Annotated in this window: 23 protein-coding genes; 11 read left to right on the forward strand and 12 right to left on the reverse strand. The window is 71.6% G+C overall.

The window, feature by feature from the left end:
- Positions 1-30: 30 nt before the first annotated feature.
- The gene (locus ACQKIP_RS09770; RefSeq protein WP_365866144.1) at positions 31-768 is read right to left on the reverse strand and encodes an acyltransferase; all 738 of its coding nucleotides are present in this window, start codon (positions 766-768) and stop codon (positions 31-33) included.
- A 133-nt stretch (positions 769-901) separates the two neighbouring features.
- On the opposite strand from ACQKIP_RS09770, the gene ACQKIP_RS09775 reads away from it, so the two are divergent.
- On the forward strand, positions 902-1,432 hold the full coding sequence (locus ACQKIP_RS09775; RefSeq protein WP_365866142.1) for a gamma carbonic anhydrase family protein: 531 nt from the start codon (positions 902-904) through the stop codon (positions 1,430-1,432).
- 2 nt (positions 1,433-1,434) lie between these two features.
- On the opposite strand, the gene ACQKIP_RS09780 is transcribed toward ACQKIP_RS09775, so the two are convergent.
- The 3 genes from ACQKIP_RS09780 to ACQKIP_RS09790 form a co-directional block, all read right to left on the reverse strand.
- A complete protein-coding gene (locus ACQKIP_RS09780; RefSeq protein ID WP_365866140.1) occupies positions 1,435-2,106 on the reverse strand; it encodes a DedA family protein in 672 nt (223 codons plus the stop codon).
- Between the two features lie 81 nt (positions 2,107-2,187).
- Positions 2,188-3,858 carry a carboxylesterase/lipase family protein gene (locus ACQKIP_RS09785; protein WP_365866138.1) on the reverse strand — a complete coding sequence of 557 codons (1,671 nt, stop codon included), beginning with the start codon at positions 3,856-3,858 and terminating at the stop codon, positions 2,188-2,190.
- A gap of 242 nt (positions 3,859-4,100) precedes the next feature.
- A complete protein-coding gene (locus ACQKIP_RS09790; protein ID WP_361195431.1) occupies positions 4,101-4,553 on the reverse strand; it encodes a DUF4442 domain-containing protein in 453 nt (150 codons plus the stop codon).
- Positions 4,554-4,640: 87 nt separating this feature from the next.
- Here ACQKIP_RS09790 and ACQKIP_RS09795 point away from each other — a divergent pair, with 87 nt between their 5' ends.
- The 3 genes from ACQKIP_RS09795 (at position 4,641) to ACQKIP_RS09805 (ending at position 8,119) form a co-directional block, all read left to right on the forward strand.
- Complete coding sequence (locus tag ACQKIP_RS09795; protein ID WP_365866136.1) at positions 4,641-5,576, forward strand: hypothetical protein; 936 nt, start codon at positions 4,641-4,643, stop codon at positions 5,574-5,576.
- A 77-nt stretch (positions 5,577-5,653) separates the two neighbouring features.
- Positions 5,654-6,691: a hypothetical protein gene (locus tag ACQKIP_RS09800; RefSeq protein WP_427742719.1), complete on the forward strand. Its 1,038-nt coding sequence runs from the start codon at positions 5,654-5,656 to the stop codon at positions 6,689-6,691.
- A gap of 90 nt (positions 6,692-6,781) precedes the next feature.
- On the forward strand, positions 6,782-8,119 hold the full coding sequence (locus tag ACQKIP_RS09805) for an MFS transporter (RefSeq protein WP_365866182.1): 1,338 nt from the start codon (positions 6,782-6,784) through the stop codon (positions 8,117-8,119).
- Here ACQKIP_RS09805 and ACQKIP_RS09810 read toward each other — a convergent pair.
- From ACQKIP_RS09810 to ACQKIP_RS09820, 3 genes are all read right to left on the reverse strand, one after another.
- The gene (locus ACQKIP_RS09810; RefSeq protein ID WP_365866180.1) at positions 8,081-8,914 is read right to left on the reverse strand and encodes a spermidine synthase; all 834 of its coding nucleotides are present in this window, start codon (positions 8,912-8,914) and stop codon (positions 8,081-8,083) included. The two genes, ACQKIP_RS09805 and ACQKIP_RS09810, sit on opposite strands and share 39 nt — an antisense overlap.
- Positions 8,915-9,004: 90 nt before the next feature.
- Entirely contained in the window at positions 9,005-10,174 is a 1,170-nt protein-coding gene (tuf, locus tag ACQKIP_RS09815; RefSeq protein ID WP_365866131.1) for an elongation factor Tu, read from the reverse strand.
- A 318-nt stretch (positions 10,175-10,492) separates the two neighbouring features.
- The gene (locus ACQKIP_RS09820; RefSeq protein WP_365866129.1) at positions 10,493-11,191 is read right to left on the reverse strand and encodes a DNA alkylation repair protein; all 699 of its coding nucleotides are present in this window, start codon (positions 11,189-11,191) and stop codon (positions 10,493-10,495) included.
- Positions 11,192-11,240: 49 nt separating this feature from the next.
- Here ACQKIP_RS09820 and ACQKIP_RS09825 point away from each other — a divergent pair, with 49 nt between their 5' ends.
- The 3 genes from ACQKIP_RS09825 to ACQKIP_RS09835 all read left to right on the forward strand — a co-directional run bounded on the left by ACQKIP_RS09825 (position 11,241) and on the right by ACQKIP_RS09835 (position 13,379).
- Entirely contained in the window at positions 11,241-11,945 is a 705-nt protein-coding gene (locus ACQKIP_RS09825) for a TVP38/TMEM64 family protein (RefSeq protein ID WP_361195419.1), read from the forward strand.
- Between the two features lie 163 nt (positions 11,946-12,108).
- Complete coding sequence (locus ACQKIP_RS09830; RefSeq protein WP_365866127.1) at positions 12,109-12,981, forward strand: undecaprenyl-diphosphate phosphatase; 873 nt, start codon at positions 12,109-12,111, stop codon at positions 12,979-12,981.
- Positions 12,982-13,064: 83 nt separating this feature from the next.
- A complete protein-coding gene (locus tag ACQKIP_RS09835) occupies positions 13,065-13,379 on the forward strand; it encodes a DUF6401 family natural product biosynthesis protein (protein WP_365866125.1) in 315 nt (104 codons plus the stop codon).
- Between the two features lie 15 nt (positions 13,380-13,394).
- Here the strand turns inward: ACQKIP_RS09835 and ACQKIP_RS09840 are convergent, their stop codons facing one another.
- The gene (locus tag ACQKIP_RS09840) at positions 13,395-14,243 is read right to left on the reverse strand and encodes a mechanosensitive ion channel family protein (protein ID WP_365866123.1); all 849 of its coding nucleotides are present in this window, start codon (positions 14,241-14,243) and stop codon (positions 13,395-13,397) included.
- A 249-nt stretch (positions 14,244-14,492) separates the two neighbouring features.
- Between ACQKIP_RS09840 and ACQKIP_RS09845 the strand changes: the two genes are divergently transcribed.
- From ACQKIP_RS09845 to lnt, 3 genes are all read left to right on the forward strand, one after another.
- The gene (locus ACQKIP_RS09845; protein ID WP_365866121.1) at positions 14,493-14,672 is read left to right on the forward strand and encodes a hypothetical protein; all 180 of its coding nucleotides are present in this window, start codon (positions 14,493-14,495) and stop codon (positions 14,670-14,672) included.
- A gap of 333 nt (positions 14,673-15,005) precedes the next feature.
- Entirely contained in the window at positions 15,006-15,563 is a 558-nt protein-coding gene (locus ACQKIP_RS09850; protein ID WP_365866119.1) for a nuclear transport factor 2 family protein, read from the forward strand.
- Positions 15,564-15,652: 89 nt separating this feature from the next.
- A complete protein-coding gene (lnt, locus tag ACQKIP_RS09855; RefSeq protein ID WP_365866117.1) occupies positions 15,653-17,341 on the forward strand; it encodes an apolipoprotein N-acyltransferase in 1,689 nt (562 codons plus the stop codon).
- Here lnt and ACQKIP_RS09860 read toward each other — a convergent pair.
- The gene (locus ACQKIP_RS09860; protein WP_365866178.1) at positions 17,265-18,170 is read right to left on the reverse strand and encodes a Gfo/Idh/MocA family protein; all 906 of its coding nucleotides are present in this window, start codon (positions 18,168-18,170) and stop codon (positions 17,265-17,267) included. The genes lnt and ACQKIP_RS09860 overlap by 77 nt on opposite strands.
- Before the next feature lie 23 nt (positions 18,171-18,193).
- Positions 18,194-19,438, reverse strand: a complete 1,245-nt coding sequence (locus ACQKIP_RS09865; protein ID WP_365866115.1) for an FAD-dependent monooxygenase — start codon at positions 19,436-19,438, stop codon at positions 18,194-18,196.
- Positions 19,439-19,541: 103 nt separating this feature from the next.
- Between ACQKIP_RS09865 and ACQKIP_RS09870 the strand changes: the two genes are divergently transcribed.
- On the forward strand, positions 19,542-20,168 hold the full coding sequence (locus ACQKIP_RS09870) for a TetR/AcrR family transcriptional regulator (protein WP_365866113.1): 627 nt from the start codon (positions 19,542-19,544) through the stop codon (positions 20,166-20,168).
- 888 nt (positions 20,169-21,056) lie between these two features.
- On the opposite strand, the gene ACQKIP_RS09875 is transcribed toward ACQKIP_RS09870, so the two are convergent.
- Both ACQKIP_RS09875 and ACQKIP_RS09880 read right to left on the reverse strand, forming a co-directional pair.
- Positions 21,057-21,545, reverse strand: a complete 489-nt coding sequence (locus ACQKIP_RS09875) for a hypothetical protein (protein ID WP_365866109.1) — start codon at positions 21,543-21,545, stop codon at positions 21,057-21,059.
- A gap of 196 nt (positions 21,546-21,741) precedes the next feature.
- The coding region (locus ACQKIP_RS09880) for a uracil-DNA glycosylase (protein WP_427742726.1) at positions 21,742-22,358 on the reverse strand (617 nt) is incomplete at its 5' end.

Here is a 22,358-nt window from a genome sequence, read left to right on the forward strand (position 1 = left end):
CACGCACCCGCAGCCGGAGAAAACAGCGAACTACCCCTCCAACTCACCCAGAGCAAGAAGCTGTTCCGGCGTGACCCCGTCAGGAATGGGCACAGGCGCAGGCGTCCGCAACGGCGGCTGCCACCCCGCCTCCGCATCCCACGTCCGCACGACACGGGCCGGCGCCCCGGCCACCACCGCATGGTCGGGAACGTCACCACGCACGACCGCCCCCGCGGCCACCACGACGTTCCGCCCCAGCCGCGCCCCCGGCAGGATCACCGCGTTCGTGCCGATCCAGCAGCCGGGACCGATCTCGACGGGTTCCATCCGCGGCCACTGCTTGCCGATGGGCACATGCGGATCGTCGTACGAGTGGTTCGTGGACGTCACGTAGACCGTGGGCCCGAAGTAGCAGTCGTCGCCGATCGTCACCGTCGTGTCGGCGATGACATGGCTGCCGCGGCCGAGCACGACGCCGTTGCCGATGCGCAGGATCGGGTCGGGACCGAGGTCGAGGTCGGGCATCATCCCGGCGGTGAGAGTGACCTGCTCGCCGATGATGCAGTGGTCGCCGATGCGGATCCACGGCTCACCGAAGACGGTCCCCTGCGGGAAGGCCAGCTTCGTGCCCTCGCCGAGCGCGCCGAACCGCAGGCGGCCCGGCCGCTGCGCGGTGACGGCGCCCGTCCGCTGCACCCACGCCCAGCTCGCGTGGACGGCACGCTGGGTCGCGCGGCGCCCGAAGGCGGCGACCACGGATGAGAACGTGTTCCTGTTCTTCGGCACGGGCTCACGTTACTCAGCCCCGCGCGGACCGGTGAGCCCGGACCCCTGTGATCTTCACCCCACAGGGCCGCACGTCCGCCCGCGTCCCGTACGGTTCCGCCAGGCGCGAGACACGTACGAATGGAGAAATCCGATGGGCCACGAGGCACTCGTCACCGGGTTCGGCGGCAAGAACCCGAAGATCGATCAGGACGCCTTCACCGCGCCCACCTCGGTCATCATCGGCGAGGTGACGCTGCACGCCGGTGCGAGCACCTGGTACGGGGCGGTCCTTCGCGCCGACGGCGGGCCGATCGTCGTCGGCGCCGACAGCAACATCCAGGACAACTGCAGCCTCCACGTCGACCTCGGCTTCCCCATGAAGATCGGCGAGCGGGTCTCGGTGGGCCACAACGCCGTCCTGCACGGCTGCACCGTCGAGGACGACTGCCTGATCGGCATGGGTGCCACGGTCCTCAACGGCGCGGTGATCGGCGCCGGTTCGCTGGTCGCGGCGCAGGCGCTGGTACCGCAGGGCATGATCGTGCCGCCCGGATCGCTCGTCGCGGGCGTACCGGCCAAGGTCCGCAGGCCGCTCACCGACGAGGAGCGCGCGGGCGTCACGCTCAACGGCACGATGTACGTCGAGCTGGCCAAGGCCCACCGGGACGCCCACGCGCAGTGAGGTCAGTCGGCGGCCGGAACGGGTACCGGCTCGGCCGCCGGCTCCGCGCCCTTCTGCGCTTCGCGGGCGGCCGCCGCCTTCTTGGCGCGGCGCTTGACGAGCAGCATCGAGCCGACACCGATCAGGACGGCGATGGCCAGACCGAAGTACGAGAACCGCTTGAGCCAGTCCTCGGCGACGACACCGATGTAGTAGATGACGGCCGTCGTGCCGCCCGCCCAGACGATGCCGCCCAGGACATTGGCGACGAGGAACTTCCAGTACGGCATGCGCAGGACGCCCGCGAGCGGGCCCGCGAAGATCCGCAGCAGGGCGACGAAGCGGCCGAAGAAGACCGCCCACATGCCCCACTTCTGGAACGACTGCTCGGCACTGCCGACGTTCGCGGCGCTGAAGTGCTTGGGGAACTTCCGTTCCAGCCAGGCCAGGAGCGGCCGGCCGCCCTTGCGTCCGATCGCGTACCCGATGGAGTCGCCGATGATGGCGCCCGCGGTGGCGCAGATCCCCAGGATGACGGGGTTGAGCTCGCCGTGCTGCGAGGAGAGCAGCGCGGCGGAGACGAGGACGATCTCACCCGGCAGCGGGATGCCCAGGCTCTCCAGACCGATGACCACGCCCACCAGCGCGTAGATACTGACGGCCGGTACGGTCTCCAGCCATTCCTGGACGTGCAACGCCGGTTCCTCCTGTGCTGATGTGCGTGTACCCGGCGTGCGCGATCCCCCCGGAGCGCGCACGCCGGGCAGCCTACCCGCTCACCCGGCGTCGGCCGGGGCGGAGTCCTCGCGGTCCCACAGGTCGCACCGGTGCTCACGGGCCACGGTGGTGCTCAGCTCGTTCCCGCCCGCGGACGCGGTGCGCAGCGAGAGGACGCGGCCGGGCTGTCGCCGCTGGTCGGGCGCGGTGGGCTGGCCGTCGGCGCGCGGCGCACCGCCGTGGATGAAGGAGCCCCAGTACTGGACCATCTGCCGCGACAGGGCCTTCTGTTCGGCGTTGAGCGGCGTCGGGAGCCCGAAGTGCTTGAAGAGGTACTGCACTTCGTTGACGTGGGTCGCCCCGAAGTCGAACGTCCTGCCCGCCTCGCGGATCGAGGCGAAGGGCGGCGAGGTGCGGTCGGCGAACTCGTAGGCGTAGACGGGGCCGCGGCCTGCGAGTGACCTGTCCATGCGCAACGCCGTGCAGGCGAACAGCTGGTCGCCCTGGGCCGCCGCGTAGGCGTGCGTGGGCGTGGCGTGCCCGGAGACCGGGTAGCGCTTCAGGACCTTGGCGCCGAGCTCGGCGCCGTATGCCCGGCTGAGCGCGGCCGGGTACTGCTCCTCGGTGAGCGGCTTGCCCTGTCCGTCGAACTGTCCGTAGGCGAAGAGCCGCCCTTCGTCGCTGTTCGCGCCGTTGAGGACCGGTACGCGCGAGGCGCTCCCGTTCCGGTAGGCCTCCTGCGGCTGGACCGGCAGGAAGTCGCCGCCCGCCACCGGGCCCCAGTCGAACCCGGCCTGCGCCGCGAGGATCTCCTCGGCGGGCTTCTTCCGCAGACAGGCGACGGCGGTGGCCGGGTCGGGGCAGCCCGCCTTCTTGGCGAAGGCCGCGCCTTGGGCGAGCGCGTCCTTCTGCTCGCGGGCGGCGCAGTCGCCGTAGGCGCCGCTCTGCACGATGCCCGCGCGGTAGAGGCCCTTGGCGGCGGGCGAGGCCAGCTGCGTACAGACGGATCGGCCGCCCGCGGACTCGCCCGCGATGGTCACGCGCTGCCGGTCGCCGCCGAACGCGCCGATATTGGCGCGCACCCAGCGCAGGGCGGCCTGCTGGTCGAGCAGGCCGTAGTTGCCCGAGACACCGTCGGACGCCTCACCGTCGAGCCCGGCCCCGGCGAGGAAGCCCATGGCTCCCAGGCGGTAGTTGACGGTCACGACCACCGTGCCGGTGCGCCGGGCGAAGGTGTCGGGCACGATGTCCTCGCCGGCTCCCGCGGTGAGCCCGCCGCCGTGCAGCCAGACCAGGACGGGGCGCTGCCCCCGCTGCCCGTCAGGGGTGTAGACGTTGAGGTCGAGGCAGTCCTCCGTGTGGCTGGGGTTCTCATAGCCCGGATCCCAACTGGCTCTCTGCACACAGCGGTTGCCGAAGGAGGTCGCACCCCGCACGCCCCGCCACGGCTCGGCGGGCCGGGGCTCCTTCCAGCGGAGGTCGCCGACGGGCTGCCGGGCATAGGGGATGCCGAGGAACTGCCGCCCCTCGTCGGTGGATTCCCCGCGCACCCAGCCCGCGTCCGTACGGACGAGCGTGCCCTTGCCGGGGGCGGCCTGCGTGGCCTGCGCTGCCTGCGCGGGGTGCGGGGCGAGCAGGGCCGCGGCGGCGGCCATGACGACGAAGGCGGACGCGGTGCGCCCCGTTCTTCCCGTGGTTCTCCTGCTTCCCGTGGTTCTCCTGCGACTCATACGGCGACTCCCGTGGATGACGTCGACCCCTGGCGGCGGGAAAACTATGCCGGTCACTGACTCGTGTCAATGAAGTGAACGGAAGCCCGCGAGAAACGGCGGGAAACGGCGGGAATGCAGTCACGAAGAGAACCGGGGAAATCCGGCAGAAACGGCGCCCCGCCGGTCGGGACCCCCGTGGCCCGGCCGACGTGACGCCGCTGTGTTCATTGAACGTACGGAAGCGAACGCCCGCACGCGACTCAGTTATTGGGGCGCAGCGTCCAGACGACGGTCATCTCGCCGGTCACGGCGCCGTCCTCGCGCTGGATCGCGATCGCCACCGGGAACTCGGGCCGCTGCCCCGCGTCCAGCTCGGCGACGACCTCGGCGGCCGGGCGGCCGAGGGTCGCGGTGGCCGTCACCTGGCCCATGGCGAGCTTCTTGTACGCGATGTCGGCGCTGACGGCCAGCGGCACGGCCCGCGAGAGCTGGTCGCCGAACGCGGCGAGCACGATCGCGCCGCTCGCCGACTCCCCCAGCGTGAACATGGCTCCGGCGTGCGGCCCGCCGACGTGGTTGTGGTACTCGGCCTGGTCGGGCAGGGCGACCACGGCCTTCTCGGGCGTGGTCTCGCGGAACTCGAGTTTCAGGGTCCGGGCCATCGGCACGGTGGCGGCGAGCATCTCGCCGATCGACATCTGGTCAGCGCTCATGGCGCGATGTTACCCACGGGTAGCGTTTTTTGGCCAGGAGCCTCCGCCAGATGGGACCTGGATCGAGGTCGCCTATGGTTGCTGCCCATGTGGCCAGGAGAGCAGCAGCCCGGGGGCGGGCCCGACCAGCAGCCGAATCCGTACCACCAGCCGGGATACCAGCAGCCCGCGCCGTGGAACGCCCCGACCGTGCCGGGCGGCGCGCCCCCGGATCCGCAGGGCAGTGGCGGCGGCAACAGGATCGGAGTGATCGCCGTCGTCACCGCGGCCGCGGTCGTGGTCGCCGCCGGTGTCACGGGCTTCCTGGTCCTCGGCGGCGGCAAGGACGACGAGGCGAAGCCGGGCCCCGCGCGGTCTTCCGCGTCCGAGTCCGCGAGCCCGGCCGAGTCCGGGGGCACCGAACGCGGTGTCGGCGGCGGGCCGAAGCCGACGATCGCGGGCTGGAAGACGGTCGTGAACGCGAAGCGCGGCATCGCCTTCGACGCGCCTCCTCAGTGGGAACTCAAGTCGCGCGACTGGGTGGACGCCGTCGGGGAGGCCGACGACGAGGACAGCATCCTGATCGGGATGGTGGCACCCGCCGTGTTCAAGAAGCAGTGGTGCACGAGCGATCCGGACCGGGACGGAGTCAAGGACCACACGCCGCTCGCCGAGGCCGGCAGCAAGGGCAACCGCGACGCGAGGAGCACCCAGGAGATCGCCAGGGAGAACTCTTCGACGTGGGTGTACGGCCAGTACACCCAGCCAGACCGGAAGAACATCACGACCAGCCCCGTGGAGTCCTACACCACCGAGTCCGGCATCCGGGGAAGCGTGGCCACATCCTCGTCCTCCGGCGTCGAGAAGACGGACAAGTGCCGGACGGACGGCAAGGCGACCACCTTCGGATTCAAGGACTCCGAGGGCAAGTTCGTGTCGTGGTCGTTCTTCGGGGCCAAGGGAGTGGACGGCGAAGTTCCGGACGCGACGGTCAAGAAGATGCTCAGCACGGTGCGCGAATACGACAACGGTTCCGAATCCTGAGCAACCGCCCCACCGCTGGCCCCGCGACCAGGGGTTGCCGCGCTGACCCGGTGTACTGACCCCGTATCGTTCGCGCCATGTGGCCAGGACAGCAGCCGCCCGGGGGCGAGCAGAACCCGCAGGACCAGAATCCCAATCCGTACCAGCAGCCGGGGTACCAGCAGCCGAACCCGTACCAGCAGCCGGGTTACCAGCAGCAGCCTCAGCCGGGTGCCTACTCGCAGCCGGAGCAGCCGCAGTGGGCCGCGCCGACTCCGCCGCCGATGCCGCCCCAGCAGGGCGGTCAGGGCGGGGACGGAAACAAGACGAAGATCACCGCGATCATCGCGGCGCTCGCCGTCCTGGTGGCCGCCGGTGTCACGGGGTTCCTGGTGCTCGGCGGCGACAAGGACGACGAGGCGAACGACAAGCCGGGGAAGTCCCCGGCCAAGACCACCTCCCAGAAGCCGAGCCCCGCCGAGTCCGACGACGGCGGCAGCGAGCGCGGTACGGGCAAGGGGCCCAAGGCGACGGTCAAGGGCTGGCAGGTCGTCGTGAACCCCAAGTGGGGCACCGCCTTCGACGTCCCGGCCGACTGGGAGGTGCAGACCGCCGACACCTTCATCGGCTTCGAGGACGACGAGAAGGGTGACGGCAGCGCGCTCATCGGCATGTCCGCGCCCGCCTACTACAAGTCCAAGTGGTGCTCGTCGGACGACGACAAGGACGGCACGAAGGACGACGTCGCTCTCGGCGCGGTCGGCACCAAGGGCCAGAACGGCGCCAAGAACACCAAGGACGTCGCGCGCAACGACTCCGCGTGGTGGGTCTTCGGCGGATACACGGGCCAGAAGAAGGCCGACAAGAAGAGGATCAAGATCGGCAAGGTGGAGTCGTACACCACCGCGTCGGGCGTCAAGGGCAGCGTCGCGACCTCCACGACCTCCGGTGTCGTCAAGCAGGACAAGTGCGACTCGGACGGCAAGGCCACGACGTTCGGCTTCAAGAACTCCGACGGCGAGTACGTGGCCTGGAGTCTCTACGGCGCCAAGGGCGTCAAGGACGAGATCCCGGAGGCCACCGTCATGAAGATCCTCAGCACGGTACGGCTGCACGGCGACCCCGAGGATTCCTGAGCCGCCGGGGCGGGGCCGTCCCCGGCGGAACCGGCCCCTGCCCCACGCAGAATCGGTTTGGCAAGTCGGTGTCGCGGCGGCGATAGTCCCCTGGTGACCACTCCCGCCGCCGTGCGCCCTCCCTCCTGGGCCGGACGCAACTACAGCCTGCTGACCGCCGCCGCGGTCGTGACCAATCTGGGCAGCGCCGGCGCCCTGATCGCGGCGGCGTTCGCCGTGCTCGACTCCGGCGGCGACGGCGGGGACGTGGGTCTGGTGGCCGCGGCGCGCACGCTGCCGCTCGTGCTGTTCCTGCTGATCGGCGGCGCCGTCGCCGACCGCCTTCCGCGCCACCACGTGATGGTCGCGGCCAACGCGCTCAACTGCGCCTCGCAGGCCGTCTTCGCGGTGCTCGTCATCTCCGGCACGCCCCCGCTGTGGTCGATGATGCTGCTCACCGCGCTCGGCGGCACCGGCCAGGCGTTCTTCGGCCCGGCCGCCGAAGGCATGCTCCTTTCGACCGTCAGCGGTGAACAGGCGGGGCGCGCCTTCGCGCTGTACCGCATGGCGATGCAGGGCGCCGGGCTCGGCGGCGCGGCGCTCGGCGGTCTGCTGGTCGCCGCGATGGGACCCGGCTGGGTGCTCGCCGTGGACGCGGCGGCGTTCGCGGTCGCCGGAGCCTTGCGGTCGTTCCTGGACGTAAGCCACATACCGGTACGAAAGCCCGGCGGCGGGCTGGTCTCCGATCTGCGGGACGGCTGGCGGGAGTTCATCGGCCGGCCGTGGCTGTGGGCGATCGTCGCGCAGTTCTCGGTGGTGGTCGCGGTCGTCGGTGCGGCCGAGGCCGTCTTCGGGCCGCTGGTCGCGCGGGACGAGCTGGGGGGTGCGGGGCCCTGGGGCCTGGCGCTCGGCGCGTTCGGCGCGGGCACGGTCGGCGGCGCGGTCCTGATGATGCGGTGGAAGCCGCGGCGCCTGCTGCTCGCGGGCACCTTGTGCGTCTTCCCGCTCGCCGCGCCCTCGGCGGCGCTCGCGGTGCCGTTGCCGGTGTGGGGTCTGGCGGCGGTGATGTTCGTCAGCGGCGTCGCGATCGAGGTGTTCGGCGTCTCGTGGATGACCACGATGCACCAGGAGATCCCCGAGGAGAAGCTGTCGCGGGTCGCCGCGTACGACTGGTTCGGCTCGATCGCGATGGTCCCGCTCGCCACGGCACTCGCGGGCCCCGCGGAGCTCGCCTTCGGGCGTTCGGCCTCGCTGTGGGGCTGCGCGGCGCTGGTGGTCGTGGTGACGGCGCTCGTGCTGCTCGTCCCCGACGTGCGCAATCTGACGCGGCGCCCGGCGTCGAAGGAAGTCGCCAAGGACGTCGCCGGGGCGGGCACTCCCCCGGTCGGGCCCTCGGTCGTGCCTGCGGCCTCAGCCGATGCCGAAGGCCCCGTCGGGCGGCTCGGGTGAGGCGACCGCGTCCTCGTCCCGCACCGGCTTCGCGTCGCCGATGAACAGCCGCAGCGCCGCCCCGTGCTCGACGCGCGCCGGGAAGACGTCGCCCGCCGCCCGCCGGGCGAGCGCATCGACCTCGATCTCCTCGTGCGAGGCGACGAGCACCGCGTTGCCGAAGCGCCGCCCGCGCAGCACGGTCGGTTCGGCTATCAGCGCGACCTGCCCGAACACCTCGGCGAAGGTGGCGAGCTGGGAGCGCAGGAAGCCGAACGGCGCCCCGTCCGCGAGGTTCGCCGCGTAGACGCCGCCCGCGCGCAGGACCCGGTCCGCGGCGCGCGCGTAGGCCACCGACGTCAGATGGGCGGGCACCCGCGAGCCGCCGAACACATCGGCGACCAGGACATCGGTGCTGTCGGGTGCCGCCGCTTCGAGCCACTGCCGGGCGTCCGCGCCGTGCACGGTGATCCCGGAATCCGCGGGCAGCGGCAGCCGCTCGGTGACCAGTTCGAGGAGCCCGCGGTCCGCCTCCACCACGTCCTGCCGGGAGCCGGGGCGGGTCGCGGCGACATAGCGGGGCAGGGTGAGCGCGCCGCCGCCGAGGTGGGTCACGTCCAGCGGTCGGTCGGGGTCGTCGGTGGTGTCGATGACGTGGGCGAGCCGCTGCGCGTACTCGAACTCCAGGTGCGTGGGCGCGTCCAGATCGACGTACGACTGCGGCGCCCCGTCGACCGTGAGCAGCCAGGCGCGGGGCCGGTCCACGTCCGGCATCAGCTTGGCGGTGCCGTGATCCACGTCCTTGATGACCGCCATGGCCTCGTCCGCGCGTTCTTCCTCAGTCACCGCTCCATTGTGCCCGCCTCCCTCAGGGGTGGATCCCGCGAGGGAGGCGGGCATCGGGCGTCAGCCGACCTCGGTCACCGTGCCCGCGCCGACGGTGCGCCCGCCCTCGCGGATCGCGAAGCCGAGGCCCGTCTCCAGGGGCATGTCGCGGCCGAGCTCGACCGTCATGGTGACGGTGTCGCCGGGCCGGGCCACGGCGGCGTCGCCGAGGTCGACGTCGCCGACGACGTCCGCGGTACGGAGGTAGAACTGCGGCCGGTAGCCGGTCGCGATCGGCGTGGACCGGCCGCCCTCCTTGGTCGAAAGGACGTACACCTGCGCGGTGAAGCGGCGGCTCGGACTGACGCTCCCCGGCTCCGCGACGACATGCCCGCGTCGTACGGCGTCGCGTGGCACCCCGCGCAGGAGCAGCGCCACGTTGTCGCCCGCCTGCGCGGACTCCATGGGCTTGCCGAAGGTCTCGAGCCCGGTGACGACGGTGTCCGTGTCCGCCCCGAGCACCTCCACGCGGTCCCCGACCCGCACCGTGCCGCGCTCGACGGCCCCGGTGACGACGGTTCCGCGCCCGGTGATGGTGAGCACGTTCTCCACCGGAAGCAGAAAGGGCGCGTCGACATACCGCTCGGGCATGGGCACATATGTGTCCACGGCGTCGAGCAGCGCCTCGATGGCGGCGGCCCACCGCGGGTCGCCCTCAAGGGCCTTGAGCCCCGACACCCGTACGACGGGGACGGAGTCACCGCCGTACCCGTGCACGGAGAGCAGCTCGCGCACCTCCAACTCGACGAGGTCGGTGAGCTCCTCGTCACCCGCGTCCGCCTTGTTGAGCGCGACGACGATGTGGTCGACGCCCACCTGCCGGGCGAGCAGGACGTGCTCGGCGGTCTGCGGCATGATCCCCTCCAGCGCGGAGACGACGAGGATCGCCCCGTCGAGCTGCGCGGCACCGGTGACCATGTTCTTGACGTAGTCGGCGTGGCCCGGCATGTCCACGTGCGCGTAGTGGCGGGTGTCGGTCTCGTACTCGACGTGCGCGATGTTGATGGTGATGCCGCGCTGGGCCTCCTCGGGCGCGCGGTCAATGCGGTCGAAGGGCACGAACGTGCCGCTGCCGCGCTCGCTGAGGACCTTGGTGATGGCGGCGGTCAGGGTGGTCTTGCCGTGGTCGACGTGGCCCATCGTGCCGATGTTGAGGTGCGGCTTGGTACGGATGTATGCCGTCTTGGACATGGCGGTTCCTTCTTTGGAACTCGAAGCTGAAGTCCCGGCGCACGTCATCGCGTGCGCGCTCGGGACGGGGACCCCGGGGCCGAACCGACCCTCCCCCTAGGGGGTCCGCCGGAGTGTCCGGGGAGGGTCAGCGTCGGGCGCCGTCGACGGGGAATGCGGCGCAGAGGAAGACGGCAGCCTTCGCAGCGCCCGCGACCGCGGGCGTTGCTGCGTGGAAGGCGTACCGGAACATGTGGCAGATCATTGCCGACGGGCGGGGGTACGTCGAATGATTTTCGCCGGGTGCCGGACGGCAGTGGCCGGTGAAGTCCGGTGTGCTCAGAGGTTCTTCAGGGCCTCGCGTACCGAGAGGGGCGAAAGGCGTCCGCGCTCCCGCTCGACGAAGCCGCGCACGGCCTCCGGATCGGTCTTGGCGTACTCGCGCAGGCACCAGCCGATGGCCTTGCGGATGAAGAAGTCGGGGTGGCCCGACTGGCGCAGGCAGTAGGCGAAGAGGCGCTCGGTGTCGGTGGCGTCCTTGTACCGCAGCTGATGCAGGAGTGCGGTGCGCGCCACCCACAAGTCCTCGTCGCCGATCCAGGCGTCCATGTCGGCCCGGAGCTTCGGATCCGCGGCGACCAGGCCGCCCACGACGTGCGAGGCGAGCGCGTCGACCGTGTCCCACCACGGGACCGTCGTGACGAGGTGACGGGCGACCGGCAGGAAGCCCGAGGAGCAGTGCTTCACATACCGGCGCAGATAGTCGACGGCGAAGTAGGCGTACTCGCGTTCCGGCAGCTGCCAGCAGCGCAGTGCGATCGCCGTGCAGTCGGCCTCGTCCGGGCGCGGGGTGCCGGCGAGGACTTCGCGGGACAACTGGCGGCGCAGCGGCGAGGGCAGGCCGAGGAAGGGAGCGATGTCCTTCATGTACGCCCTGGCCTGCGCGGCCCGCTGCGGATCGGCCGCTTTCGGGTAGATCGTCGTGAGCCGTTCCACGACGATGTCCGCCAAGTCGCTGCGCGGGACTGTGACGCTCATGAGACGCACCATACGGCGATCACACACATTTGTCGGTTAGTCTCCCCGGATGCTCGACACCGCCGCCGCCCGTCCGCAGGGCTTCGCCGTGCGCTGCACCAGGGCGCTTCTCTCGCCGTGGTCGCGGCTGTCTCTGCTGCTCGTGCTGCTCGCGGCCGCCGGAACGTGCGTGCTGCTCTTCGAGCCGCAGCGGCTGCTGTCCGACGGAGGGCTTCGCCAACTCGGCGGCGCCGCGGCCGTGACGGTGTTCGCCGTCGCCTACGGCCTGTGCACCACGGCGTTCGTGCCGCGCCCGCTGCTCAACCTGGCGGCGGGCGCCCTGTTCGGGTCGCAGGCGGGGCTCGCCGCGGCGCTCGCGGGCACGGTCCTCGGCGCCGGAATAGCCTTCGGGCTCGGCCGGATGCTGGGACAGGACGCGCTGCGTCCGCTGCTGCGCGGCCGCTGGCTCAAGGCGGCCGACGGGCAACTGAGCAGGCACGGCTTCCGGTCGATGCTGGCGGCGCGGCTGTTTCCCGGGGTGCCGTTCGCGGCCGCCAACTACTGCGCCGCGGTGTCCCGGATGGGGTGGCTGCCGTTCCTGCTCGCCACCGGCCTCGGGTCGATACCGAACACCGCCGCGTACGTCATCGCGGGCGCCCGCGCCTCGACGCCGACGTCCCCCGCTTTCCTCGTCGCCATGGGCTTCATCGCGGTGACGGGTCTCGCGGGCGCGGTGGTGGCGTGGTGCAAGCGCCACCACATGCGGGGCCGCTGACGGTCCGCCGCTCGCGGGCGGCGGCCCTCGGGCGATCTCGTAACTTTGTGGCGCTACGCTGCCCCACGGCAGGGGAGTGATCACCCCTCGCGCATACCTTCCGCATCCCCGGCACATGACCGCACCCGCAGCCCATGATCCGTACTTGGACGGCGCAGTTTCCATGTCTTGGCTTGAATCCTTCATCCTCGGGCTCGTCCAGGGACTGACCGAGTTCCTCCCGATCTCGTCCAGCGCGCATCTGCGGCTGACCGCGGCATTCGCGGGCTGGCACGATCCGGGGGCCGCGTTCACCGCGATCACCCAGATCGGCACCGAGGCCGCCGTGCTGATCTACTTCCGCAAGGACATCGCGCGGATCATCTCCGCCTGGTTCGGCTCCCTCTTCGGCAAGGTGCCGCGCTCGGACCACGACGCCCAGATGGGCTGGCTCGTCATCGTCGGCTCGATCCCGATCGGCGTGCTCGGCGTCACCTTCAAGGACCAGATCGAGGGCCCGTTCCGCGATCTGCGGCTCATCGCGACGACACTGATCGTGATGGGCATCGTCCTCGGCATCGCCGACCGCCTCGCGGCCCGCGACGAGACGGGCGGCAAGCACCGCGCCATCAGGGAACGCAAGAGCCTGAAGGAACTGGGCGTCCGGGACGGTCTGATCTTCGGCTTCTGCCAGGCGATGGCCCTGATCCCCGGTGTCTCGCGCTCCGGCGCCACGATCAGCGGCGGCCTGCTCATGGGCTACACCCGCGAGGCGGCGGCCCGCTATTCGTTCCTGCTCGCGATCCCGGCCGTCCTCGCGTCCGGCGTCTTCGAGCTGAAGGACGCGGGCGAGGGGCATGTGTCCTGGGGCCCGACGATCTTTGCGACGATCATCGCCTTCATCGTCGGATACGCGGTCATCGCGTGGTTCATGAAGTTCATCACGACCAAGAGCTTCATGCCGTTCGTGTACTACCGCATCCTGCTCGGCATCGTCCTGTTCGCGCTGGTCGGAGCGGGTGCGCTCAGCCCGCACGCGGGGGAGTCGGCGGGCTGAGGCCCGGCCGCGGGCGTCCCTTGTGACCAAAGGCATGCCGAAAGGCCCTCTTCAGGGGGTTTGGCCCGGCCTACGGTGAGGGGATGTCGCCCCTCGCCCGCATCAGCGCCTCGTACGCGCCGCGTTTCGCCGAGTTCGCCTTCGAACCGGGATTCACGGCTGCCGTGGACCAGCACGTCGCCGAAGTGCGGGAGCGTCTTGAGATGTGCGGCGCCGGGCTCGTGCCGCCGGCTCCGGACCCCGAGCTCCTCGCGGACTACGCCCTGGGGTTCCTCGACGGTCTGGCCGAGAACGGGTGGCGGGAGCCGGTCGGCCACGATTACGCGGTGTGCCGCCTCACCGCCATCTCCTGGCTGGTGAGGCGGCACGACCTGGTGCCGGAGTCCTCCGGCACCTGAGACGCGCAGCGACGATCACATGTCGTCGCGCATGCCGCCGCCGCGCATGCCGTTGTCCGTGTCGTCGTCGCGCATGTGGCTGCCCGTGCCGCCCATGCCGCCGCGCGTGCGCTCCTGCACGGGCTGGTTGGTCATCGCATCGGTGCGACCCGCCTGGTAGGCGCTGACGCTGCCGCGGGCCTTGGCCGTCTCCTGCTCGGCCGTGTCCAGCCAGCGCTCCCAGCGCTGGCGCATCGGGCCGATGAGACCGCCGCCCACGCCGACGATGAGGATGCCCGCACCGGCCGCGAGGGCCGCGTACAGGACGGGCTGGGTGACCGTCGTGGCGATGCCCGCCTGGCCGAGCGCCGCGATCACGCCGAGCGCGACGATGAAGGTCCAGGCGATCGTGCCGATGGTCTTGCCGTACGACATCGAGGACAGGGCGCTGGTGACGATGTCGCGTACGACGTTGGCCACCGCCATGGCGACGACCATCAGGACGATGGCGACGATGCCGCGCGGGATCCAGCCCACGATGCTGTTGAGCATGCTGGAGACCGGGTTGCTGCCGAACACGCCGAAGCCGAGTTGCAGGGTGATCAGGAGCAGGGCGTAGTACACGACCTTGCAGACGATCCCCGTCATGTCGTACTTGGAGTTCGCCAGCATCCGGGAGGCGCCCGCCCGCTCGGCGAGCTTCTCGGAGCCGACCTTGCGCAGGACCCGGTCGAGGAGCTTGGCGATCATCTTCGACACGAACCAGCCGATGGCCAGGACGACCAGGAAGCCGATGAGTTTCGGCACGAACGTAGCGACCTTCGACCAGGCGTCGTTGAGGCCTTGGGTGAAGTCCACGGAGAGACTTATGTACTGCTGGGACATGAGTGGTCCTCCACTCGATGGGCCCCGGGCGCCGGTACGGCGTCAGGGCGACGAATCCCCCACGGCGCGCGGCTTCCGGCGCGTCCCTTCACCCTGGATATCAGGAGCCCCGGCCCGGTACGGCGTGATGATGGGCCGACCGGGTGACACGGCGCGAGCGGCGGCCCGCGCTGTGCGACTGCTCACCTTGGGGATCCATCCGGTAGCTGACAGTTCCGATTGTCGTAGCCATCCCCTAGGCTTGGCCGCATGCCCTTAAACCCTCAGCCCCCTGGTTCCGCGCGCTCTGCCGCGGAACTGAACGAGCGGATCCGCGGCCTGTGGATGCGCACGGGCGGCCGTCTCTCGGCCGAACAGCGCCGCGAGTACGAAAAACTGGTGACGGAGTGGGCCGCCGCCGTGCGCGAAGAGGTCGTGCGGGCGGCCTAGGGGCCGCCGTTGGATCCCCGCGGTGCCGGCTCAGGCCTTGCCCTGATGGGCCTTCTTCGCCAGGCGGCGCTTCTGCCGTCCCGTCAGTTCCTTGCGGGTGCCCTGCCGTTTGTATGCCGCGATGCGCTGCTCGTTCTTCACCGGGCCTCCAGCTCGGGAGTGCGCCCGCTCCTGGGAACGGTCGCGCAACGGCTCAACTCCCCCGCATCGTACGGCAGTTCGCCGCAATGCGACCCGCTCCGACCGCAAGTCGCGCGCCGCGTCCCCGCATCCGTTGCGGCACGTTCCTGCACGCCTCTTGGCTCGGCACCCCTCGTGCCCAACACTGACCCGATGACGCAGCGCGTGGAACTCGCCGCAGTGATGGACCGGTTGGCCATCGACTCCCTCATCACCGAGTACGCAGTGACCGTCGACGACGGGGACTGGGACGGCTACCGGCAGCTCTTCACCCCGGACGGACGCGCCGACTACAGCTCGGCGGGCGGCATCGACGCGAGCGCCGCCGAGGTGGCCGGCTGGCTCGCCGGGACGATGGAGCTCTTCCCGATGCGCCAGCATCTGATCGTCAACAGGAGGCTGCGGTTCGGGACGCTCGACCAGGACATCGGCGACGTCGCACAGGTGCAGGCCGACTACGTGAACCCGATGCGCTTCACGTCGGGCGCAGGCGGCGCGGGCGGGGACACGGATGGGGGCGCGGGAGCAGGTGCGGGCGCGGGAGCAGGCGCAGGTGCGGGTGCGGAATCGACGGCTCCGGATTTCATCTGCGGCGGCCGTTACGCCTTCACGGCACTGCGTACGGACCAGGGCTGGCGGCTGCGGCAGGTGACCGTGCAGGAGAAGTGGCGCCGGATACAGGAGCGGTCCAGGGACCACGAGCCCGGCTGAGCAAAGGCACGGCAGGCGCACTGTCCTAGATCGTCCGCGGCGCGCACACTGTACGAACGACCGGGCGTCGGGGCCGAGGGAGGCGCTGCATGGATCAACCCAGCGACGACCGGGGGCGGCAACGGCCACGGCTTGGTGCCGCCTCGGCGAAGGCGAAGGGGAAGGGGCTGCTCGCCTCGCCCAGCTGGCGTGCCGTCCTGGCGGCCGCCGCCGGAGCACTGCCCGCCCTCGCCTTTCCCGCCCCGTCGCTGTGGTGGTTCGCCTACGTCGCCCTGGTGCCCTGGATCCTGCTCGCGCGCTCGGCGGACACCGGGCGCAGGGCGGCCCTTGACGGCTGGCTCGGCGGCCTCGGGTTCATGGTGGCGGTGCATCACTGGCTGCTGCCGAGCCTGCATGTGTTCACGCTCCTGATCGCCGCGCTGCTCGGCCTGCTGTGGGCCCCGTGGGGCTGGCTCGTGCGGCGTCTGACGGGCGGCGTCGCATCACCCGGACGGACGACTGCCGCCCTGGTCGTCCTGCCCTCCGCCTGGCTGATGGTCGAGCTGGTCAGGTCCTGGGAGGGGCTCGGCGGTCCCTGGGGGCTGCTCGGTTCCAGTCAGTGGCAGGTCGGGCCCGCACTGCGCCTCGCCTCGATCGGCGGGGTGTGGCTGGTCAGCGCCCTGATCGTCGTCGTGAACACCGGCATCGCGGTACTGGTCCTCGCCCTGGCCGCACGCTCTTCGCGCACGTCACGCCCGCCCGCCGCCCTGGCCGTCCCCGCCACCGCCGGGCTCGTGGCCGTGGCCGCCGCAGCCACCTGCGCCTGGGCGTGGGCCCCGCGCCCCGAGGAGGCCGGCCGGATGCGCGTGGCCGTCGTACAGCCCGGCGTCATAAACGGGGTCGGCGGCGCGGCGAAGCGGCTCGCGCGTGAGGAGGCACTGACCCGCGACCTGGTCGGGCGAGATCTCGACCTGGTCGTCTGGGGCGAGAGCAGCGTCGGCTACGACCTCGCGGAGCGCCCCGACGTCGCACGGCGGATAGCCGCGCTGTCCCGTGACGTCGGCGCCGACATCCTGGTGAACGTGGACGCGCGCCGCTCCGACAAGCCGGGCATTTTCAAGAGCTCGGTCCTGGTGGGTCCGAAGGGCCCGACCGGCGACCGCTACGACAAGATGCGGCTCGTCCCGTTCGGCGAGTACGTCCCCGCCCGTTCGCTCCTCGGCTGGGCGACGTCCGTGGGCAAGGCGGCGGGCGAGGACCGCAGGCGCGGTGAGCGTCCGGTCATCATGGATGTGGGGAGCGGCCTGAAGGTCGGGCCGCTGGTGTGCTTCGAGTCGGCATTCCCCGACATGAGCCGTCATCTGACGCGCGAGGGAGCACAGTTGCTGCTCGCGCAGTCGTCCACCTCGACGTTCCAGTCCAGTTGGGCGCCCGAACAGCACGCCTCGCTCGCGGCGGTGCGGGCCGCCGAGACCGGCCGCCCCATGGTGCACGCCACGCTCACCGGCATCTCCGCGGTGTACGGCCCGGACGGCGAGCGGGTCGGGGCGCCGCTCGGCACCTCGGCGAGCACGACGGCGACGTACGACATCCCGCTGGCCGAGGGCGTCACGCCCTACGTCAGGCTCGGCGACTGGCCCGTGCACGCGGCCTTCCTGGTGCTTGCGGTGCTGTGCGCGGCAGAGGGCGTGCGTGCCCTGCGGGGCCCCGCGAAGGGGCGGTTCAGGCGCCCTGCTCCTGAGCGGCCCGCACCACCTGCTCGCACAGCTCATGGGTCGCCAGCGCATCGCGGGCGCTGAGCACCTTGCCCGCACGCACGGCGTCGAGGAAGGCGAGCACCACCTGCTCGATGCCGCGCTGCCTGGCCACCGGCACCCAGTCGCCGCGCCGCCGCACGCTGGGCTGGCCCTTGTGGTCGACGACCTCGGCGAGGTTGATCACCTGCCGCTTGGTGTCCTGACCGGAGACCTCCAGGATCTCCTCGGTGGAGCCGCTCAGCCGGTTCATCATGCCGAGCGCGGTGAAGCCGTCACCGGCGAGCTGGAGCACGACGTGCTCCATGAGCCCGTCCTGGATGCGGGCGCGCACGCCCACGTGCTCGATCGGTCCCGGCGCCAGGAACCGCAGTGTGTCCACGACGTGGATGAAGTCGTCGAGGACGAGCGTGCGCACGTCCTCGGGCAGACCGACGCGGTTCTTCTGCATCAGGATCAGCTCGCGCGGGTGGTCCGCGCACTGGGCGTAGCCGGGCGCGAAGCGGCGGTTGAAGCCGACGGCGAGGCTCGTCGCGCGCTCTTCGGCAAGGCGCACGAGCCGCTGGGAGTCGGCGAGTTCGTACGCAAGGGGCTTGTCGACGTAGGTGGCGACGCCCGCTTCGAGCAGCCGCGTCACGATCTCCGGGTGGGCGGCGGTCGAGGCGTGCACGAAGGCCGCGTCGATCCCTTGGGCGAGCAGCGCGTCCAGATCGGTGTGGCAGCGCTCTCCGGGAATGTGGTGGACGCCCGCGACGCGGGCGAGGGTCGCGGGCGTGCGCGTCTGCAGGTGCAGCTCGACCCCCGGCAGGGCGGTGAGCACGGGCAGATACGCCTTCTGTGCGATGTCACCGAGTCCGATGCAGCCGACCTTCACCACTGTCCCCTGTCTTCTGTGTTCTAGCGCCGAGCGAATTCTGTTCCCGCAGCATACGGCTGCTGCGGGGGACGCCAGTCGGCGATGGAGGCGAAGCTCCGCAGGATCAGGTTCGGGCCGAGGCGCGCCGCCGCCGCGATGAGTTCGTTGCGTACGGCGATGAGGGGGGCGTTCGTCAGGTGGTTCATGCGGGCCGCGCGCGCCGCCTGCCGGACGATCGCCGTCGTACGCGGCACCCGCGCCGCGCTGTAGCCGGCAAGGCCCGCGGCAAGATCGGCGGCCGGATCCACGTGGTGGGCAAGGACGACGGCATCCTCGATGGCCTGGTTGCCGCCCTGGGCCAGGGTGGGCGCCATGGCGTGCGCGGCGTCACCGACGAGCGCGACCCGCCCCCGGTGGTAGTGCGTGAGCGGGGTGCTCATGTGACGCACGTCGTTGCGCAGGATGTCCCCGGGGCGTGCGGCGGCGATGATCCCGGGGATGGGGTCGTGCCAGTCGGCGAAGCGGCGCGCCAGCTCCGCCTTCTCCCCGTCGGGGCTGTGGCCGCCCGCGGGGACGGTGGCGGTGGCGTACGCGTAGATCCTGCCGTCCCTGAGCGGATGGGTGCCCCAGACTCCGCCGCGCCCCCAGGTCTCGTGGGGTTCGAAGGGCCGGTCGGGCGCCGGGACGACGAGGCGCCAGGCCGTGAATCCGGTGTACGCCGGCTGCGGGTGCGCAGGGAACAGGGCGGAGCGCACGGCCGAGTTGATGCCGTCGGCGCCCACCACGAGGTCCGCTTCGATGTCCCCGTCGCCGGTACGGACCACTGCCCTGCGGTCGGCCGCTCCGGGATCGGCGAGCTCGGCGCGTACGCCGGTGCGCAGGGCGTCGGCGGGCAGGGCGGAGACGAGCAGGTCGACGAGGTGCGCTCGGTGCAGGAGCACGAGGGAGCCGCCGAACTCCGCCGCGGCCGCCGACGCGCTCATGCGCACGAGCCAGCGTCCGTTCTGGGCGCGCATACCGCCGTCGCCCTCCCAGGCCGCCAGCGAGCGGATCCGGTCACCCAGGCCCAGGACGTCCAGTGCGCGCTGGGAGTTGGGGGCGAGTCCGATGCCGGAGCCTACGGGCTCCAGGGTGGCGGCCCGCTCCAGGACGGTGACCCGCCAGCCCGAGAGGTGCAGGGCAATGGCGGAGGTGAGTCCGCCGATGCCGCCGCCGATGACGACGGCGTGCGGTGTGCGGCTTCGCGGGTCCTGTTGAGGGCGGTGCTCTCGGCGGGGATGCGCCATGACTCCTCCTGAAGCTAGGACCAGTGCTCGTTCACTACACCTGTAGTGAACGCGACGCACCGACCGTACTACAGCTGTAGTGGACGGCGGTAGGGTGGCCCTCATGTCCGTACGCAGACTCAGCGCGGGGCCGCCCCGCAGCGAACTGATCGCCGACGCGGCGCTCTCCCTGCTCGCCGAGCGCGGCATGCGGGGGCTGACCCACCGGGCCGTGGACGAGGCCGCGGGCCTCCCGCAGGGCTCGACGTCGAACCACGCGCGCACCCGGCTCGCCCTCCTGGAAGCGGCGGTGGGCAGGCTGGCGGAACGCGAGGGCGCGGTGCTGGCCCCCGCCGATCTGCTGAGCCTCCCGGCCGCCGGCCGGGAGAACCGCGAGCCCGTGATCACCACGCTCGCCCTGGCCCTGCACCGCTACCTCACGGGCGACCACCGCCTGCTCCTGGTCTCCCGCTACGAACTGGCCCTTGAGGCAACCCGCAGGCCGGAACTGCGCGCCTACTACGACGCGGCGGGGGCCCGGTTCAGGGAGCCACTGGTGGCCCTGATGCGCACCCTGGGCTCACCGGAACCGCAGCGGCACGCGCTGTCCCTGGTGGCATGGTGCGAGGGCCTCCTGTTCACCTGCGCGGCAGGCTCCCACCACACCCCGCCTCCGGACGAGAAGACCCTGCGATCCGGGATCCGGGAACTACTAGGCGGAATGCTGGACGACCCCCAACCAGCCGGGTGAGCCCCAGACACCCATCCCCTACGAGGACCCGAGCACCCCACAAGACAAACGCCCCCACCCGACAACCGGCCACACCACAAGGCAACCGCCCACCCCACCCGGGACCGGCCACACCACGAAGCAAACGGCCACCCCACCCGGGACCGGCACACCACGGGGCAAACGGGTGGGTGGGCGGGAAAAATCCGCCGCGAAGCGGCGGCTCAAACACCACCCGACCGGCAGTCGAAACCCACAGAGCACCCCCCAACAAGCCCCCCGCTCCCCCGCCGGCCAGAGGCACACTCACTCGTGCGGACCAACTTCCCCCCGTTCCCTCGCCGAAGGCACCCCCCTGGCCCCAGAGTTGCGCGAATGCACCGAACCACGACCACCGCCACGCTCCTGGCCTCCGTGGCGGTCACCGCCCTCTCCGGATGTGTGAGCGTCGAGCGGCAGCCCGCGCCGGGGCCGTCCGCAGCGAGCGCCCCGCCCCCGGCACCCCGCCCCGACGGCAATTCCCGCCCGCGCGTCGTGGAAGCCCCCGCCCGGGAGGCGCTCGAACTGATCGGACCGCCCCGCGACCCGGCACCCCGCGCCACCGGCACCGCGCCGAGCATCCCCGCCGTGCCGTCCCGCACGGCGAGACCCCCGCAGCGCTCCACCCCCCCCCCCCACCCCCACCGTCAGCGGGCCCGGCCCCCCGCAACCCCCCCGCGCCCCCCCCCCCCGCCCCCCAAACCCCCCCCCAGTGGCCCCGGCAAACACTACCGCGGCGGGCCCCCCGGCAGCCCCGAGTCCGTCATCTGCGAAGACGCCTACGGGCACTGACCCGGCCGCACCCGGCCCGCCACCCCCGCTTCACTCCACCTCACCCCGCCGCTCCCCCTTCGCCCCGCCGCTCCCCCCTCACTCCACCTCGCTGCCCTCCCCCAGCCGCAGCTCTAGCCGCGAAATGGCCGCCCGGATCCCGTCGCCGTACCCGTCGTCCCCCAGTGCCCCGACCACCTCGCGCGCCCGCCGGAGGTGGTTGCGGGCCGCCTCGGGGCGATCCAGCTTCGCGTAGTCCGCGGCGAGGTTCAGGTGCAGGGAGGGATAGAAGCCGCGGACCGCGATCGAGTCGTGGTGTTCGTGCAGGCGCTCGTCCGTGAGCTCGTCCGCCGCCGACAACGCACGCAGATCCCAGGCCAGTTCGTCCGAGGGGTCCTCCTGGGTGTCCGCCATGTAGTGCGCGAGCGTGCAGCGGTGCAGCGGGTCACCCTCCTCGCCGATCTCCGACCACAGGCCGAGGAAGCGCCCCTGCGCCTCCTCGCGGTCGCCCCCGTGGTGCAGCATGACCGCCTGCCCGATCCGGGTCATCACGGCGTCGTCCGCCGCCTGCTCCTGCTGCTCCGCCACCGGGTCCTCCACACTCGTAAGCCCAACGTGCCCAACGTGCCCACCGCTCTCGACGCTAGCCGCACCCACCGGCAATCACAGTCAGGCGCGATCCCCCCGCGAGGCGCCCCGCCCGCGCCGCTGGGCCAGCCCGGTGACAATCCGGGCCGGCACGGCTCAGCCGGCACGCAGGACCGCGCCGGCCTGACCGGGCAGATCAGCCGAGGTCGGGGATGCGCCAGTCGATGGGCTCGTGCCCCTGGGCCGCCACCGCTTCGTCGATCTGCGTGAAGGGGCGCGAGCCGAAGAACTTCTTCGCGGAGAGCGGCGAGGGATGCGCGCCCTTCACGACCGCGTGCCGCTCCTCGTCGATCAGCGGGAGCTTCTTCTGGGCGTAATTGCCCCACAGGACGAAGACGGCGGGGTCGGGGCGGTCGGCCACGGCGCGGATCACGGCGTCCGTGAACTTCTCCCAGCCCTTGGCCTTGTGGGAATTGGCCTCTCCCGCGCGGACGGTGAGCACCGCGTTCAGGAGCAGGACGCCCTGCCGGGCCCACGGCATCAGATAGCCGTTGTCCGGCACGGGGTGGCCGAGCTCCTCCTTCATCTCCTTGTAGATGTTGCGCAAGGAGGGCGGGGTCTTCACGCCGGGCCGCACGGAGAAGCAGAGGCCGTGCCCCTGCCCCTCGCCGTGGTACGGATCCTGGCCGAGGACGAGGACCTTCACCTGGTCGTACCCGGTCGCGTCGAGCGCGGCGAACACTTCGTCACGCGGAGGGTAGACGGGACCCTTCTCCCGCTCTTCCTCGACGAACTCGGTGAGCTCCTTGAAGT

This window comes from Streptomyces sp. NPDC059900, assembly GCF_050270335.1.
Lineage (GTDB): Bacteria > Actinomycetota > Actinomycetes > Streptomycetales > Streptomycetaceae > Streptomyces.